General features: G+C 59.7%; 17 protein-coding genes. All 17 read right to left on the reverse strand.

Translation table 11 applies throughout. The features are described 5' to 3' along the window. The 17 genes from JSS95_16325 to JSS95_16405 all read right to left on the reverse strand — a co-directional run bounded on the left by JSS95_16325 (position 1) and on the right by JSS95_16405 (position 17270). A complete protein-coding gene (locus JSS95_16325) occupies positions 1–2343 on the reverse strand; it encodes a choice-of-anchor D domain-containing protein (GenBank protein MBS1801379.1) in 2343 nt (780 codons plus the stop codon). Between the two features lie 109 nt (positions 2344–2452). Continuing rightward, a complete protein-coding gene (locus tag JSS95_16330; GenBank protein MBS1801380.1) occupies positions 2453–4687 on the reverse strand; it encodes a protein kinase in 2235 nt (744 codons plus the stop codon). Between the two features lie 52 nt (positions 4688–4739). After that, the gene (locus JSS95_16335) at positions 4740–5453 is read right to left on the reverse strand and encodes an iron-containing redox enzyme family protein (protein ID MBS1801381.1); all 714 of its coding nucleotides are present in this window, start codon (positions 5451–5453) and stop codon (positions 4740–4742) included. A gap of 134 nt (positions 5454–5587) precedes the next feature. Continuing rightward, positions 5588–5869: a hypothetical protein gene (locus JSS95_16340; protein ID MBS1801382.1), complete on the reverse strand. Its 282-nt coding sequence runs from the start codon at positions 5867–5869 to the stop codon at positions 5588–5590. Positions 5870–6051: 182 nt separating this feature from the next. Further along, the gene (locus JSS95_16345; GenBank protein MBS1801383.1) at positions 6052–8208 is read right to left on the reverse strand and encodes a M28 family metallopeptidase; all 2157 of its coding nucleotides are present in this window, start codon (positions 8206–8208) and stop codon (positions 6052–6054) included. A 94-nt stretch (positions 8209–8302) separates the two neighbouring features. Beyond that, positions 8303–8698 (reverse strand): large conductance mechanosensitive channel protein MscL, encoded by a 396-nt coding sequence (gene mscL / locus JSS95_16350; protein MBS1801384.1) that lies wholly within the window; start codon positions 8696–8698, stop codon positions 8303–8305. 69 nt (positions 8699–8767) lie between these two features. Next, positions 8768–9070: a permease gene (locus JSS95_16355; GenBank protein MBS1801385.1), complete on the reverse strand. Its 303-nt coding sequence runs from the start codon at positions 9068–9070 to the stop codon at positions 8768–8770. A gap of 9 nt (positions 9071–9079) precedes the next feature. Beyond that, positions 9080–10150 (reverse strand): S-methyl-5-thioribose-1-phosphate isomerase, encoded by a 1071-nt coding sequence (gene mtnA / locus JSS95_16360; protein ID MBS1801386.1) that lies wholly within the window; start codon positions 10148–10150, stop codon positions 9080–9082. Beyond that, entirely contained in the window at positions 10134–10943 is an 810-nt protein-coding gene (locus JSS95_16365; GenBank protein MBS1801387.1) for an MBL fold metallo-hydrolase, read from the reverse strand. The genes mtnA and JSS95_16365 overlap by 17 nt, the downstream gene beginning before the upstream one ends. 15 nt (positions 10944–10958) lie before the next feature. After that, entirely contained in the window at positions 10959–11552 is a 594-nt protein-coding gene (gene pyrE / locus JSS95_16370) for an orotate phosphoribosyltransferase (GenBank protein MBS1801388.1), read from the reverse strand. A gap of 31 nt (positions 11553–11583) precedes the next feature. Beyond that, entirely contained in the window at positions 11584–12927 is a 1344-nt protein-coding gene (locus JSS95_16375) for a sugar porter family MFS transporter (GenBank protein ID MBS1801389.1), read from the reverse strand. Positions 12928–13064: 137 nt separating this feature from the next. Further along, positions 13065–14372, reverse strand: coding sequence for an RNA polymerase sigma factor (locus JSS95_16380; protein MBS1801390.1), 1308 nt, complete (start codon positions 14370–14372; stop codon positions 13065–13067). Positions 14373–14469: 97 nt separating this feature from the next. Then, positions 14470–15258 carry a DoxX family protein gene (locus tag JSS95_16385; GenBank protein ID MBS1801391.1) on the reverse strand — a complete coding sequence of 263 codons (789 nt, stop codon included), beginning with the start codon at positions 15256–15258 and terminating at the stop codon, positions 14470–14472. Positions 15259–15384: 126 nt separating this feature from the next. Continuing rightward, positions 15385–15816, reverse strand: coding sequence for a YciI family protein (locus JSS95_16390; protein MBS1801392.1), 432 nt, complete (start codon positions 15814–15816; stop codon positions 15385–15387). 31 nt (positions 15817–15847) lie between these two features. Beyond that, a complete protein-coding gene (locus JSS95_16395; protein ID MBS1801393.1) occupies positions 15848–16276 on the reverse strand; it encodes a YciI family protein in 429 nt (142 codons plus the stop codon). A gap of 29 nt (positions 16277–16305) precedes the next feature. Further along, positions 16306–16674, reverse strand: coding sequence for a hypothetical protein (locus tag JSS95_16400; protein ID MBS1801394.1), 369 nt, complete (start codon positions 16672–16674; stop codon positions 16306–16308). A gap of 182 nt (positions 16675–16856) precedes the next feature. Continuing rightward, positions 16857–17270 carry a VOC family protein gene (locus JSS95_16405; protein ID MBS1801395.1) on the reverse strand — a complete coding sequence of 138 codons (414 nt, stop codon included), beginning with the start codon at positions 17268–17270 and terminating at the stop codon, positions 16857–16859. Between the last annotated feature and the right edge of the window lie 35 nt (positions 17271–17305).

The raw sequence follows: 17305 nt of genomic DNA on the forward strand, positions 1-17305 counted from the left end.
CTACTTCGCCGTCACCGTAAGCTGGTAAGTAGCCGTATGCGTGATCGTGCCGTCCGTGGCGCTAAGCGTGTAGGTATAGCTTCCCGGCGTTGTATAGACGCTGTTACGGTCAGGAAGCTTTCCTGAGCACCCACTGAGAGAGGCGATACCGGCGGCAGCCAGCAGCAAGGCGGTCAGGTTTCGCCAGCCCTGTGTCCTGGTGCGCCGTCGCACTGTCCACAACAAAAGTCCGCTCGCGACGGCGATCCATGAGAGGAGCCCTGTCCCGGCAGTTCCGCTATAGCCGACTACGGTGTATTGCGAGACCGTGTTGATTGCAATAGTTGCCGAAGTCGGAGCTGAGGGTATGAACGAAGTCAGAGAAGACACGCATGTCGAAGCGGGAGCATTGGTGCGGCAATTGACCGTTACCGGCGCGGCGAAGCCTGCTATAGGAGAGGTCATCGCCGTAGTCTGCGTCGAGAGACCGGCTATGACAGATCCAGATGCTGGATTGAGCGCAAAGGTGAAGTCGACGCCGTTGCCGGTGAGTTGTACGGGGAAACCAAGATAAGCGGGATCCCCTGAAGCCACGGTCAATGTTCCGGTTCGCGAACCCGTCGTCGTGGGCTTGAAGCTGACTGTAATTGTGCAGGACGAGCCGGCAGCCAGCGTGCTTCCGCAGGTTGTCGTAAAGGAGTAATCGCCAGAGGTGGTTAGTGCGGGTACGGGCACCGCTCCCGGAGCAGTGTTGGTGATGCCGACCGTCTGCGAGGCTGGCGCTCCAACATCGACGTTGCCGAATGCCAGCGCAGTCGTCGATGAGGTGATGGGCGGCGCGCCCGTTCCCGTCAGCGCAGCAGTTAGCGTATTGGCGCTCGATTTCACCGTCAGCGTTCCAGTGCGCGCGCCAAGCGCCGTTGGCTTGAAGACAACATCGACCTGGCAGGTGGCGCCGGATGCAACCGAGCCGCACGAGTTCGAGGTAACGGCGAAGTCACCGCTTGCAGAGAGTGAAAGCATCGACACGGCGAAGATGGAGTTGTTCTTCCAGACGAAACTCTTCACGGCAGACGTAAATCCGGCGGACTCTGAGCCGAAATCTGCCGAAGCGGGAGTCATCGTCGGCGCGCCGCCGTCGTTGCTGAGATTGAAGAGGCTGTACTCAAGCAGCTTCTCCTGCGGCGTCATTGCGGTGTTGGGGCATTCGTTGGGATAGGCAACGTTGGAGATGCTGCTGCCTGATGGTGGATTTTCGACGTGATACTCGTTGAACAGCACGCGCCCGCACTGATTAGTAGCGCCAACCGGGGTGTTGAACGTGAACTGCTGCACCGGATTGCCGTGTGCCGGGTCGTTCAGCGTCAGCCACGACTGGGTTGGAGCAATCACACCGTTTAGGTCGTGCTTCACCTGGTTGATCGCAATCTGACCCTGGTTTGTCGAAGCTCCGATGAGCTGAAGCCACTGGGCGAGTGTGCTTCCGTCGGAGAAGGTGGTATCGATTGTCGCCGTTCCATCCGGCAACGGACTCTGGTTGACCGCCCAGTTGGCGACGCCGTTGAAAGGCGGGTTTGTATTCATCCATACATAGCTGAAGTGGCTGGCATAGACTCGGCCACCTGCGTTGGCATATTGAATGAAGTTAGCGAGTTGGGTCGCGTTTTTTGTGTAATTAGAACTGCCCTGACAGGGAAGCATCAGTACGTCATACTGCTTCAAAGCGGAAAGATTGCTGGTTAGTGTCACCTCGTTGGGTGAAGTCGCGTCGATCCGAGTGCCCGGTGAACCGCTGCCGGAGTAGAGATTGATCCTTCCAGTACCCGTGGGGTTAGTGAATTCAGCATTGCTGATTCCGACCTTGTGCAAAACGCACTCAACCTCATCGACTGAGCCCGTCACAATCGCAATCTTGGGGATGTCGCCTTCGGTCTGGTTCTGGGGCATGCGTGTTGAGAAGGCGGTGTCTGTACACGCTGCTGTACTCGGAACCACGACCTGCCTCCGCCATCGTCCCGCCACAATCACCAGCGGTATATTGCTGCCTACCGGGACATTGGCGAGCGTAAATTTGCCGTCGACCCCGGTCGAGGTGCCGACCAGAGGAGAGCCTGAGGGGATGGTTCCTGGAGCCGGGCAGCTGACCCCAGCCGTAAAGGCATCGACTGGTGCATTCGGGATATACACCGTCACATTTGGCAGAGGATCGGTGTCGTTTGGCGCATAGACTATTCCACTGATTGATGTCGTCTGGCCAGACGGGCAGGATACCTGCTGCTGGCATAAACCGGTGCAACTGGTCTGCGCGGCAAGCGGTCCGCAAAGACCTGTAATTAATGCAAGCGTGGCAAAGCGTATGCGCATGGGTGGGTTAGAGATATACCAAATCCACCGTCCGCACAAGAAGAATTAAAGGCGATTCGATTGCATGGACGACGAGATGCTGCAAGGAGTTGCAGTCTCGCCCTTGAACCTAGACCTCGAAGCTCTCCCACTGCTCGCGGACACGATCGACAAGTCCGTCGAACTCCGCTGCCTGGCGGACGGGTGCCAGTAGCGGGTCCCACCGGCTGATCATCGGGTAGTTGATAAATCCCTTGAGGCGGGCCTTCTCGAGCCATGCCAAAGCGTTCGCAGTGTCCCCCATCAGGGCGTAGCACTGGGCGAAGTTCCAGGAGTAGTGCGGGTCGCACTCCGTAATCTGGCTCAGCTCGACGGTCACGGCGCGGTCGAGGGCTTCGCGGTCGCCCTGTAGCGCGGCCTGCATGACGAGGCCGATCTGCGAGAAGAAGTGGCCGGGGTGCATCTCGTCGATGGCACGAAGCTGTGCGACGGCATCCTCGTTGCGGCGCAGCAGAGCCAGAATTTGGCCGCGGCACCACAGCAGCATGGCGTTCGTGGGGTCGAGCTTGATGGCGTCTTCAAACGAGGGCAGGGCGTCGGCAAACTCGCCACCCATGAGCGAGAGCAGACCGGGAATGAAGCGGTAGACCGGTGTCAGCGGGTCGATATCGAGGATACGTCGCGCCAGCGGCATGGCGGCATGGGCCTTGCCGCTCAGCCCGCAGACCGCCGAGTACCAGCTCAGCGTGTCGGAGTCGTTGGGGTCGGCGGTGATGGCTCGCTTGAGCAGGCGGACGGCCTTTTGGCTGTCTCCCTCCTGCACGCTGATCAAACCGAGCAGGCGATAGGCATGTGCCGACTCCGGATCGAGCTCCAGCGCCTGGTTGGCGCACTCGCGCGCCTTAGTCAGGTAGCCCATGTCCGACGAGATGCCGGCGTTGATGTACTGCCAGTAGACCTGCCCTTTGGCCGAGAGCAGGAGGACGTTCTTGCCGACGAGATTTTCGCCTGTCTCCAGGTACTCCAGCGCACGGGCCAGAGCGTCCTCGGAGTAGTTGAGGATCTCGTGCTTCGCCATCAGGTAATAACGGTATGCCTCAACGTCGGGGAGCGGCCTTTCGAGCATGTGCTTGTCCTCGGCTGGGGTAAGTTTGATCTTCAGCGCATCGACGATCCTGCGGGAGATGTTCTCCTGGATGATAAAGACGTCATCCAGAGTACCGTTGAATTTTTCGGCCCAGAGCAGCGATTGGTTGATGGGATCGATTAGCTGCGCTGTCACCCGGATCTTCGTATTTCCGTCGAGCGAGCTCTTGCTCAGGCGCACCGAGCCTTCGAGGACATAGCGAACATTCAGGTCGCGAGCGATCTTCTGCGGCGTCTCTTTCGTTCCTTTGAGCTGCATCGCCGAGGCCCGGCAGATGATTCGCAGCGCGTGTACGCTCGAAAGGTCGGTGATGATCTCGTCCGTCAACCCGTCGCAGAAGTAGTCTGCGCTGGCATCTGCTCCCATCGTGGTAAACGGCAGGACGACGACGGATGGCGTGTCGGGGCCGCTGCGATAGTCCATCACCAGCGTAGGTAGCGTGACCGTAAAGGTCGATCCGGAGGCCGTCAGTGTGCCGAGAGCGGCGATAAACTCCGTTGCATTCTGGAAGCGCGCGCTGGGATCTTTCGCGAGCGCACGTTCGACTGCCGACCGCAGACTGCCCGGCAGGTCCGAGCGAAACTGGCTGAGCGGCTTCGGAGTGGTATGCAGAATGGAGTCGAAGACGCTGTAAGGCGTTCCACCGGGAAAGGGAAGTGTTCCGGCCAGCATCTCGTAGAGGCAAACCCCCGCGGCCCACAGGTCGGTGCGATGGTCGACCGGCTTCGAGAGTACCTGCTCCGGCGACATGTAGCTGATCGTGCCGACGATGATGCCGGTCTCGGTGAGCGCGCGCTGAATGTTCGGGCGGCGCGCCAGCCCGAAGTCCACAATCTTAACCTCGCCTTCGGCGTTGATGATCAGGTTCGACGGCTTTACATCGCGATGGACGATCCCTTTGCTGTGGGCGTGATGCAGCCCTGACAGAAGCTGCGTTGCAATCAAGGAGGCTGCCGTCGGATCGAGAGGGCCGCGCTTGATGCGTTCCGCCAGCGTCTCGCCGTCGTAGTAGCCCATCACCAGGATGATCTGGCCGTCGGGTAGCTCCTCGATATGGTGGATGCGGCAGATATTCGGATGATCGAGGACGGAGGCTGCGCGCGCCTCTTCGAGCAGGCTGCGCTTCTGCGTGGCATCGGCGAGTACCGATGGCGACAGGCTTTTGAGTGCAACCGTGCGATGCAGCAGCAGGTCCTCTGCCTTGCAGACAACACCCATGGCTCCCGTGCCAAGCTGCTCGAGGACTTGATAGTGCGAAATCTTCTGCCCTTCAACCATATGCGGGAACGAATGCCTCGAGTGTACTCTGTGAAGACGCTGCGTGCAGTGCCGTCAGCTCTTCAAAGACCGAAGCGACGGAGTCAATCGTATGGAAGGCACTGAGAGCGACATACTGCTGTTGCTCCACAGTCAGCGGCATCAGGTCAAGCGTGCGGTTCAGGTCGGCGATGTGATGCGGATCGTTGTCCGCATGTTCCATCAGGCAGCGAAAAGCAGTGGACGGAAGGCCGGTTCGCTTGCGAATCTCATCGAGATGCTCTGCGACTGGCGGCTTGCCCTCAAGCACGATCAGGTAGCCGAATACCGAAACCGGGTGCATGTTGAGCGCCCAGAAGTACTGCGCTCCAAGCAGTGAGACGACCGAAGCCAGCGGGGCTGCTTCGGAGACCTGCCGCGGAGAGATGCCGAGCGTGCCAATATCATCCAACAGCCACGCATCGTGGTCCTTCTCCTCAAGGATGTGCTGATCCAGGTACGGCGCAACAATGCGGGCGACCGGATCGCCTGCGAGGGTTAGGGAGCGTTCATGCGCGACGCGCATCAGAGTAATGCCTCCCTGCATCACCCGATGAAGCTGCACGAGAAATGCAGGCAGCATCCCGGGCAGTTCCGGATGAGACCAGAACTTGTTGCTGGCGGAGTTCAGCCGCGGTTCGGCAAGACGAATCTTGCTCCAGAGGAGTTCGCTGTTTGAAAGAGGCATGGGGTTGCGTCGAAGTTCCGTAGTCAGGTATGGGTGCGTGAACTCTGCCGAAACCGCTGGCCATCTGCCGGCGATTCGACAGATGGCAGCGTCCGGTTTCGACAGAGCGAATGGAAGAACAGCGCGATATGTTTCTAGACAGGGAAATTCGGTGGTGCGCCTTCGTCGTCCGCGGCGTCAAGTGCCCCGAGCTTCGAACGCAGCTTGATGAGGGTGTTGACCTCAACCGGGCTGAGCTTGTTGATGGCCTTGTGATTCACCCGGTTGACATGGTCAGGATGAATGACGCCACCCGCTGTAAGGCGTTCAATGTTGGTTTTCTTCGGTGCCGCCTTCTTCGCAGCCTTTTTAGCTGCTTTTTTGGCGGGCGCTTTCTTTGCGGAAGATTTCTTTGCAGGCACTTTCTTGGCGGACACAGTCGTTCTCCTTGATCGGCGTAATAGCGTGGCCCAAACCGGCGTACTCTACCGGGAACAGCGATGAAGCAATGGAAAGCTGGGCCAATTGTATACGGCGTTGTCGACGGAGTGTTGAATGCGCTCCCACGGGCCTCATCAATTTGTATTGAGTGGAAGAGAGGCGGTCGAGGACGGCCGCACTATTTCGCAGCCGCCTCCAGGATCGCAGCCGAACGGTTGAGCGCTTCGGCCAGCACACCTAGTTGCGCCTGCGCGCGCGGCGCGTCGGGGGCGGAGATACCCTCGTTCACTCCCGGGATGACAACCGCGGCGTAGCCGGTAAACTCGCCCGGATCGTAGATCAGGTGCTTGTACCAGGGACGATGCGGAAGTCCCGCCGGGGTCAAAAGAGCGGTCTCAGCATTGCGAAGCGCGCTGTTGAAGGCCGCTGGTTTTGAAGAAGGAACAAGCTGGCGCGCATGGACCGCAGTGCCCGCCGCCGCAAAGCGCTGCGCCGCCGCCATTGCGGCAGAGAAATCCAGAGTCATCTTGCCGGCAGCCGCCCGCTTCTGGGCGCCATCAAGATAGCTCAATATCTCCTTGCCATAGAGCTGGTAGTCGTAAGGAAGTACATCCGCGTTGGCCATGTGCAGAATCTCCAGGCCAAAGACGCGGGCCTGCTGCTGCAGGTAGACAAACGACGGGTCGGCAAATTTTATGAACCAGTTGTAGTTGTCGAAGGCGGAGTGATACACCCCGTAAGGGCCTTCGGACCCGATGTCCGTCGACGGTACGCCGAGGTGCTGGATGAACGGCGTGTAGTCTGAGCCCGAACCGAGGTTGCCTACCCGTATCTCGTTCTCCGCGTCGGCTGCCGAGCGCGTGGCCGGTGCAGGGGCGTTCGTCACAGTGCGGCGGTCGGTCTCGTTGGCCTGCGACAACTTCCACTGCTCGTAGACCGTTCCTCCCTTGGGAGAGGGAACCTGCTTCGTAATCTCGCGAACGAACTGCTTCAACGACGGCACAGCAGAGGCCTTGAAGTCCGATCCCGAGACGCCCACGTCCGTATTGAAATAGGCGACCGCGTGCGCCAGCCGCTCCGCGTTATCTTCAGCCCACTCCGTGGAGCCGATCAGCCCTTCCTCTTCGGCGTCCCACGATGCCAGCACGACCGTGCGCTTTGGCCTCCAACCTTGCTTGAGCAACTCGCCCAGGCCATGCACGGTCTCCAGCATGGCCGCCGTGCCGGAGCTTGGATCGACGGCGCCGAAGACCCAGGCGTCGCGATGATTCCCCGCGACCACCCAGTCGTCCTTCTGCGCCTTGTCGCTGCCGGGGATGGTTCCGATGACGTCCCAGATCGTACGCAGCGCGCTGTCCTGCTCCAGGTGCATATGTACCTTCACCTTGTTCACGCCGCCAAGGTGATAGGTAAACGGAAGCGCGCCCTGCCATGCGCGCGGAGACTCCTGCCCGCCCAGGCATTTGAGGATTGGCATCGCATCTTTATATGAGAGAGGATTCGCCGGAATGCTCGGCTCGTTCCCTCTTGTGTCCGTCAGGCGTTTTGCAGCCGGAAGATCAGGCGTCGAGGCCACTCCAGGCGTCTGCGCATCGCCCGGGTAGATTGGCAGAAATTGCACCGACCCACGCTGCACCGCAGACTCCGGACGGAACGGGCCCTTGGGATACATGTCGCCGCGGTAGTAGCCGTCGTCGGCGGGGTCGGAGTAGATCAGGACTCCCTTGGCCCCATACTGCTGCGCGATGTAGACCTTCACCCCGCGAAAGTTCGCCCCATAGCGGACGATGACGATCTTGTCCTTGACGCTGATGCCCAGCTCCGCGAGCTTCTTGAAGTCGGCAAGCGTGCCGTAGTTGGCGTAGACCACATCGGCGGTGATGTCGCCTGAAGGCGAAGAGCCATTGAACGCAGGTAGAATGCGCGGGTCGTCCTGGAATGGATCGCCGCCATGCTTCTTCGGATTGACGTGCTCCGGCGTCGGACCGGACATCAGTTTCTTCCCCTCCGCATCGAAGGCCTCGATCTCGATCTTGACCGGCTTGTTCAGAAGAACGTTGTACGGGACGATCTTTGTGTCGATCCCGGCGGCCTTGAACTTGTCGGCAACGTAGACCGCCGTGGCGTAGTCCTCGGGCGAGCTGGCCCAGTGGGGAGCCGCTGTAAGCGTCTTCAGGTGCTCGCCCGCCAGCTTCGCGTCCGGGACCGGAAGAAACGCCGCATCCCACTTCGCCTGCTGTGCAAAGTCGTGGTAACCGAAGACATGTGGGGTTTGAGCGGAGGCGGAAAGCGCAGCAGGAAGAAGGAGGCACGACAGAGCACGGACGACACGCAAGAGAGAGGACCTCTAATGGAAGCGATGAAGCTAGAGTACAGCATCCCGCGAGGTGAAAATACTGCACTTTAGCAGGATGCTGTACTCCTTTACCTCAGGCGACGGTCTGGCTGCAGAACTTGCAGCGGTGGGCGCCCAGCGGAATATCCGAGAGGCACTCCGGGCACGGTTTCGTGGTGGCTGCCTCAGGTCCCTTGATCCGCGCCAGCAGCTTCTGTGTAGGAAGCACGAGGAAGAAGTAGATGACAAAGGCGATGATCAGGAAGTAGATGATCGCATTGATAAAGTTACCAATCTTGATCGGCGTATTGTTGACCGAGAACACGACCGCGGAGAAGTCCGGTTTTCCCACAACGGCTGCGATAAGCGGCGTGATGATGTCGTCGACAAGAGACTTGGTAATCGCAGAGAATGCGGCGCCAATGATGACGGCGACGGCCAGGTCCATCACATTGCCGCGCAGGATAAAGTCTCGAAAGCCTTTGATCATGTGTTATCTCCGAGTTCGGATTTTGGAACTACCGGAGTCTATCACCGGTCCCCCCGCAGTCAAGCGGCATTATTGGGCGGTAAGCCACTGCGCATAGGGGTAGAGAAGGAAAAAAAGGATCATGCCGGTCGCCATCAGATCCATATAAATCATCAGAATCACGCCGCCGTGATACCAGCTCCATTTGGTGCTCATGCAGCGGACGTGGTCGATCGTCCCCGCAATCGAGCTAAGCGCCGTCAGAGCTATCAGGGGATTCTGCTTATTATCGGGAAAGCCGGAGAGCAGAAAGGCGATCCCCAGGCTTAGCAGCACAAGCACAGCGCCGCGCAGCAGCGAGCGGTTGTGCGGGTTGAAGATGCGGGGTATCACTCGACCGCCTCAGGCCGTGGCAAGCTCCGGTTTGGCCGCGGCCTTGAACATCTCACGGATCGATTGCTCGTAAGGGGCACGCAGTACGCCATGCTCCGTAATGATGGCCGTGATGTACTTCGCCGGAGTCGCATCGAAGGCCGGATTCTGAATTGCAGCGCCATTCGGCGTCATCTGCTTCCCGTTCGAGTGCGTTACCTCGGTGGCGGACCGCTGCTCGATCGGAATCGCATCGCCGTCCGGTGTGTTGACGTCGATGGTCGAGAGCGGCGCGGCGACGTAAAAAGGGATGCCGTGCTCCTTCGCCAGAACGGCGACAGAGTAGGTGCCGATCTTGTTGGCGGTATCGCCATTGGCGGCGATACGGTCGGCCCCCACGATGACGGCCTGAATCTCGCCCTGCCGCATCAGCGAGCCCGCCATGTTGTCGCACAGCACGGTGGTGGGGATGTTGTCGTGCAGCAGCTCCCATGCGGTCAGGCGCGCGCCCTGTAGATAAGGACGGGTCTCATCGGCATAGACGTCGATCTTGTGCCCACGCTCGACAGCGGCACGGATTACGCCCAGCGCCGTACCGTATCCGCAAGTAGCCAGAGCGCCTGCGTTGCAGTGAGTCAGGACAGTGCCTTCCTGCGGGAGGAGTGAAGCTCCATGCGCCCCCATTGCCTTGCAGGCGGCGATGTCTTCGTCGTACATCCGCTGCGCTTCCTTGATAAGAGCAGCCTTGATCTCGGGAATCGATGTTCCGGCAGCGGCGAGCGCGTTGTATTTGTCGCGCATGCGCTCAATGGCCCAGAAGAGGTTCACCGCAGTGGGCCGCGTCTCGGCCAGCGTTTTTGCGATCACCGCAACCTCTTCATTCAGGCTGGCGATGTCGGTAGCCTTCGACTGGCTGACGCCAAGCGCAACACCCATCGCGGCAGAGACTCCAATTGCGGGGGCGCCGCGAACGATCATGTCACGGATGACGGTCGCAACCTGCTTGTAGTCGGTGGCGAGGACGTAGGTCTCTTCTAAAGGAAGCTTGGTCTGATCGAGGAAGTTGACGCCATTCGGGAGCCATTCAAGGGTGGGAATCATGTCTCTTCCAGTCTATCGAAGAAGAGAGCGGAACGGGGTCAACCCAGCGCAGGCGTTTGTCGAGACCAGCGCTCCGGAATGCTTCCTGGATAACCTGCTTCGATTCACTGAAGTGCGCCCAGCCTTCAAAATGAAGAGGGACGATTGTAGCCTCCGGCATAGCGCGGGCCACCTCGATACCATCGGCTGCTGTCATGGTGAGGGGCGCAGGCCCCGCTGCTTCCACACGCGCTGCCCCCATATTCAGGACCGCAGTGGTGACGCGTATCCAACGAGCAACCTCCGCTACGCCTTCGTACCATACTGTGTCGCCCGAGAAATAAAGTGCGCCATCGATAGAGCCAGCGGGAGGACGGACAGCAAAGCCGACAACGGGACCACTACGAGTCTCGCAACCGACAGAACCGTGACGCGCTGGAGTTGCCGTGATGAGAAGCGTCTCCCCCGCAGGGTTCTTGACCTCCACTGTCTGCCACGGAGCGAAACCGATCGCATTACCGCCGAGCCGCTGCGCACCTTCGATCGTCGTCAGTACATGGTTCGCTCCCGATAGCATCTTTCTTCCCGCATGGTCGAGGTTGTCGAAGTGCTGATCGTGGCTGAGCAGTACATAGTCGACAGGCCCAAGCGCGTCGATATCCAGGGCCGGATCAGAGTTCTTGTGCAGGGTAATCGGGCCCGCCTCATAATCGCCACCTCCGCGATCAAAGGTCGGATCGGTGAGGAAGCGAAGGCCGTGAAACTCGATCAGTGCGGTCGGTCCTCCGACGTAGATAATCTCAGGCTGGTTCATAACTGCACTCAGGACTTACCTGATGTTCAGATGCGCAGCCCGCACATCCGTTGCAGTGAAGACAGAGTAAAACGGCGCATGTGGCACCGCCTCTTCGATATTGGCCCGCCCGCCCTGCTCCCGATCCACAAGACACAGCACCCCGATGACGTTCATGCCGGATTCCTGCGTGGCCTCAATAGCGGTGATGGTGGAGCCGCCCGTCGTGCAGACGTCGTCGACAATCACCACATGCGCGCCCAGCTTGTGGAAGCCCTCAAGCCTGCGGCCGGTGCCGTGGGTCTTTTCCGCTTTGCGGACGAGGAAGCCATGGACGAGGCCGTCGCGCTTATGGTGCAAGTGGTGCCACGCGCTGGCAGAGGCCGTGTTCGAGACCAGCGGGTCGGCCCCCATCGTCAGTCCGCCGACGGCCTCGGCCTGGGGGAAGTGCTCGCGAATCAGGTCATAGAGCACAAGCCCGGAGAGCCGTCCGCCCTCCGCGTGCAGCGTCGTAGTGCGGCAGTCGATGTAGTAGTCCGACTTCTGGCCGCTGGCGAGCGTGAAGTCGCCCAGGCGGAAGGAGAGAGTTGCGATCAGGTTGAGCAGGTCGGTGCGATTGTCGTTAGCCATTGGTCTCAACTTGATTGTAGTGGCTTCAGCCTCAGTGCAGGCCAAGATGCTCCTGCATCCCTTCAAGCGTCTGGCCTTTCGTTTCAGGATAGACAAGCAGGACGACAATGAACTGCACTACCATCATGCCCGCGAAGAACGCAAAGGGAAGCGACTTCGAGTAGGCCGCCACGTAGGGGAAGATGTTCGCGATAACGCCATTGGCGATCCAGTGCGAAGAAGAGCCAAGGCTCTGCCCCTTGGAACGCACGTTGGTGGGGAAGAGTTCGGCAAGATACACCCAGATCACGGCCCCCTGCGAGAGCGCGAAGGAGGCGATGAATCCGACCAGCAGCGGCAGCAGCAGGCTCAGGTGTTCGCCCGTATGAAAGACCCAGGCGACGCCGAGCAGTGAAAGGCAGGTGCCGACGGCCCCTATAAGCAGCAGCGGCTTGCGGCCGATCTTGTCGATGATCGCGATGCCGACAAGCGTGGCGACGAGGTTGGCAACTCCAACCACGACAGCCTGCACATTTCCAGACATGGAGCTGAAGCCAGCGAACGAGAAGATGTCGTTGAGGTAGTAAAGGATCGCATTGATCCCAGAGAGCTGGTTGAACAGGCCGATGGAGACCGCCAGGAAGATGAGCTTGCCATAACGGCTCTGGAAGAGCGAATGCTGCGTCGTGCCACCCTCCGCTCGAATGGAGGCAGCGATGGCGTCGACCTCAGCCTGCGAGTCGGGCGAGCCAAGTTCGGCGAGGATGCGGTAAGCCTCGTCGATGCGGTTCTGTGAGACCAGCCAGCGCGAGGAGTGCGGCACTGTGTAAAGAAGTGCGAGGAAGAGTATGGCAGGGAAGACGCCAATGCCAAGCTGAACGCGCCACTCGATCGCGCCCAGCGTAAAATGCGCAACAATCGCATTCGAAAGATAGGCGAGCAGGATGCCAATAACGATGTTGATCTGAAAGAGGCCCACCAGCCGTCCACGCCACTTCGCCGGTGCAAGCTCGGCGATGTAAACCGGCCCAAGCACGGACGAGCCACCGATGCCAAGTCCTCCAAGAAAACGGAAGGCAAGGAAACTCCACCATGGCCCGGCGAAGGCGCAACCGAGCGCGGAGAGAACGTAGAGCACGGCCATCACCCGCAACGCGGCGCGGCTGCCGATCTTCTGGCCCAGAGGCCCGGCGAAGATCGCGCCCAGCACCGTCCCATACAAGGCAATGGCAACGGTGAAGCCCTTCTCGCCCTCAGACAGCGCGTAGTGAAGCTGCAGCGAATGTGTGGTCCCGGCAATAACAGCCGTGTCGAAGCCAAAGAGCAGGCCACCGAGTGCTCCGGTGAGAGCACTCTTTACAAGGAGATAGACGGAACGGCTTTTAGGTGAGCTCATGAGGTCATGGCGAGAGTAAATGGTTGCGTCGTGGTTGTCGATGAGACATTACGTTTTAGTGTCGGTGTCTGAATACGCGCTATTAAGTTGTCATCCTGAGCGGGGCGCGGCGCAGTCGAAGGACCTGCATTGGGACTCTAACGACTGAATCGTTGGGACATCCCATCCCCGCAAGACTGAGCGCGATTCATGAGCAGCGCCTGCTCCCGGGCGTTCCGTGTGAGCGAGGCCGCGCGTTCAAACTCCACACGCGCTTCGTCGAACCGGCTGAGTTTGAAGAGCAGGTCTCCACGCACGCTCGGCAGAAGATGATAGCCCTTCAACGTCGACTCATCCGCAAGTGAATCGACGATTGCGAGGCCAGCATCCGGGCCTTCGGCCATTGCGACGGCGACGGCGCGGTTAAGCTCGATGATAGGCGATGGCGTGATCTGCGCAAGCTGCTGGTAGAGCACGGCGATGCGGGGCCAGTCGGTTTGCTCTGCCGTGGCCGCGCGCGCGTGGCACGCGGCAATCGAAGCCTGGAGAGCGTAAGGGCCGGGAGAGCGGGTCAGTTGTTGCGCATGTTGCAGCGCGGCAAGCCCGCGGCTGATCAGAAGTCCGTCCCAGCGTCCGCGGTCCTGGTCCAGAAGAAGAATGGGCTCGCCTGTTGGCCCAATGCGCGCATGAAGTCGCGAAGCCTGAATCTCCATCAGCGCAGCGAGTCCGTGGACCTCCGGTTCGTTCGGTGTAAGCTCCGCCAGAATGCGCCCCAGCCGGAGTGCATCTTCACACAACGCAGGCCGCGTCCAGTCATCTCCGGCCGTCGCCGAATAACCTTCGTTGAAGATGAGATACACCACCTGCAGCACCGAAGCGAGACGTACCGTGAACTCGTCTCCTCGTGGCACTTCAAACGGAACCCTCGCCTCGCTCAGTGTCCGTTTGGCGCGGACGATACGTTGTGCGACCGTAGGCTCCGAAAGCAGAAATGCGCGGGCGATCTCGTCGGTCGTGAGTCCGCCGAGCAACCGCAGCGTGAGCGCGACCCGCGACTCGGCCGAGAGTACCGGGTGGCAGGAGATAAAGATGAGGCGGAGAAGATCGTCGGCCACAGGCGAGTCGATGGCTGCGTTGATGTCATCGGGAGTGAGCTGCCGCGATCCTTCCAATTCGTAGCTTATCTGTTCGTGTTTTCTGTCTAACAGCTTGTTGCGACGCAGGTTGTCGATTGCGCGATGTTTGGCGGTCGCCATCAGCCACGCGCCTGGGTTGTCCGGGATACCGGTCTGCGGCCAACGTTCCAGTGCGGCCACAAGGGCGTCCTGCGCCAGGTCCTCGGCCAGGCCCACGTCCCGAACGATGCGCGTAAGTGCAGCGATGAGACGCGCGGACTCAATACGCCAGACTGCGTCGATGGAGCGATGGATGTCTGGCGTTGGGGGGACGCCGGGGGTGGTCTGCATCAGCAACGATGAGACCACTTCTCCGGCAGGCTGGGCAAGGACGGGTGGAAGGGTTTCAATACATACTTCAGAAAAATGTGAGCAAGGGCGTGCTGCTTCAACGGCTCACAGGTATCAGGGCGCGCAGGCGCAGATCACGAAGCCAGAGCCCAAGCCAGGGGATGACGCAGAAAAGAACTGGAACCAGGCTTATCCCCAGGGAATCGCCGCTGAGCAGGTTGATGCAGGTAGCTCCGCCGAGATAGCCCGAGAGGAGCACGGCTCCAAGGACGGAGGTGCGAGGAAACAGATACAGCAGTGTGCAGACGATCTCGATATAGCCGAGATGGTGAATATGGTGTTTCGGATATAGCTCCGGCGCACCGGCGGGAGGCACATAAACGAACTTCATCACGGCAGTGAACAGGACCAATGCCGCACCCACGCCAGTCAGGACATAGCCGGTGATGCGAGCTCCCTTCGAGGCGGGTGGCTCGGCAGGTGGGTTCGTCACTGGGAACAGTTCGCGCAGCCGTGCATGACTGAGCCATAGGCCTCCCCAGCAGAAGAGCGCGATGTAGATGGGGAAGAGCGTGTATGAGAAGAGAGGGTTGTCGACGCGCAGATGGAGAGCGATGGCTCCGCCAAAGTATCCGGTGAAGAGGATGGCTCCAAGGACCGATGTGGAGGGGATGAGATAGAGGATCAGCAGGACGAGCGCCAGGACTCCGATAGCAGGCGTGAGCGACATGGGGAAGCCGAGCTGGGTATTCGCCTTGACGACAGCGTCGGCATGGGTGAACTTCACACCCGCATCCATGAGCATGAAGAGAGTGAAGAGGGCGGTAAAGGCGTAGGCCGTGTACCGGGCGGCCTTCGATGGAGTGGCTTGAACTTCAACGGGCATTGGAAAATCTCCGTGCTTGGAATGGATCGCTGTGGCGCAAGTACGAAATGCAGGTCGTTCGGCTCAGTTTGGCGCGATGGCACGCGCCAAACTGAGTTCAGGATGACATCTAAAAGTTGACGGATTTTAGTTCGGTTTGCGCCGGGAGAGTTCGTCACGCAGCCGCTCTTCGCTCGCTCGCAGCTCAGGGGAGATCTCGTCGCCGAAGTCTTCAAGCTCGAAGACCTGACGGATCTCGATCTCGCTCTCTTCATTGAACGGATTGGGGCAACGCTTGACCCAGTCCTTGGCCTCGTCGAGTGACCTGCACTTCCAGATCCAGAACCCTGCGATCAACTCCTTCGTCTCGGCGAAGGGGCCGTCAGTGACGGTGCGCTTATCGCCGCTGAAGTGGACGCGAGCACCCTTTGAGGACGCTTGCAGCCCTTCGCCAGCAAGCATGATGCCGTTGGCGACCAGCTCTTCGTTGAACTTGCCCATGGCGTCAAGCAGCTTCTTGTCAGGCATGGCGCCGGCTTCTGACGTGGGGGTGGCTTTGATAATGATCATGAAGCGCATCGATGGTTCTCCTTCTCAGTTGAGAATTCAGTTAGGAAACTTTGTTGTGAGCAAGATGTGGCTGCATATCTGCAAAGCCGTCGAGCTCCTTCTGGACATCGGTGGGAAAGTCGGCGAACTCCTGCACCTGTCGAATCTCAATCGTCTCGTTGGCTGAAGCCGGGCAGCGTTTCGCCCACTCGATAGCCTCCTCGCGCGAGCGAACCTGGATCATCCAATAGCCTCCGAGGACCTCCTTCACCTCTGCAAACGGCCCGTCGGTGACTAGCGGCTTGCCGCCGTCGAAGGTGACCCGCGCTCCCATCGAAGGCGGGTGAAGCCCATCGAGCGAGAGCAGCACGCCAGCCTTCTTGAGCGACTCGTTGTACCTCATCATCGCGGCGACAGCCTCGGCGGAGGGCATTGCGCCAGGCATTGCCGCCTCGTAGCCTTTGGGGATCATCAGCATCATGAATCGCATAAAGCCTCCTGGGTTCGGTTCTGCGCCGCTTAGAAATTTCCGTCGCTGGGCGCGTCGAAGATCTGACGTATCTCAACCTCGCCGTCGCCTGCGACTTCAAGAAACTCATGCGCCTCGGCGATCGCCTCCTGCTTCGACTTCAGTTGAAAGAGCGCAAAGCCGCCGACGATCTCCTTGGCCTCGGAGAACGGCCCGTCGGTGACGGAGAGCTTGCCCTTGCTCAGGCCGACGAGCGAGCCGGTTGCGGTGGGCATGCAGCCTTCGGTTGAGAGCAGCTTGCCTTCGGCAAACTTCTTCTGGATGAGAGCGCCCATCTTCTGCATCATCTCGGGTGTGGGAGGTGTGCCGGCCTCGGACGCGGCGATGTTTGCGGGGCGATAGAGCATGAGGAAACGCATGAATTGATTCCTTTCGAGTCGTTCGAGTTTTCGCCTACTTCTGTGAGCAACGAAACCTTTTGCAGTACGTAAGAAGACACCGTCATTCTGAGCCGCAGGCGAAGAATCCCTGTAGTTTGTTCGTGGCTGCACGAATCTTGGGCTTGGGGAAAGTAGTTACACCGATATGGGGCGTTTTTACATCAGGCCGCTGGGTTGCAGTTGATCATCCAGGGAATCCCATAGCGGTCAAAGAACATGGCGAAACGAGCAGCCCAGAAGGTAGGCTGAATCGGCATTGTGATCTTTGAGCTTCCGGCGGAGAGCTCCTTGAAGACACGCTCTGCCTCGGCGATGTTGTCGATCTGCAGGCTGACCGAGAAGGAACGAGGCGGTTGGTAGCGGTCTCCTGGAACATCGGAGGCCATCAGAACGGCAGTGCCGACGGTCATGTGAGCATGAAGAATCTTGTCGCGCCACTCCGGTCCGGCCTGTGCCTCAGGCGGGGCTTCGGCATGGGTCATCATCATGTCGATCTTGCCGTTGAGGACCTTTGCGTAAAACTCGAATGCTTCCTTACAGTTGCCGTCGAAGTTGAGGTAGGGCTGAATCTGCATGGTGTCGGCTCCTTGATGTATGGGAGTGGCTGATT

Source organism: Acidobacteriota bacterium, from assembly GCA_018268895.1.
In the GTDB taxonomy this organism is placed as follows: domain Bacteria; phylum Acidobacteriota; class Terriglobia; order Terriglobales; family Acidobacteriaceae; genus Edaphobacter.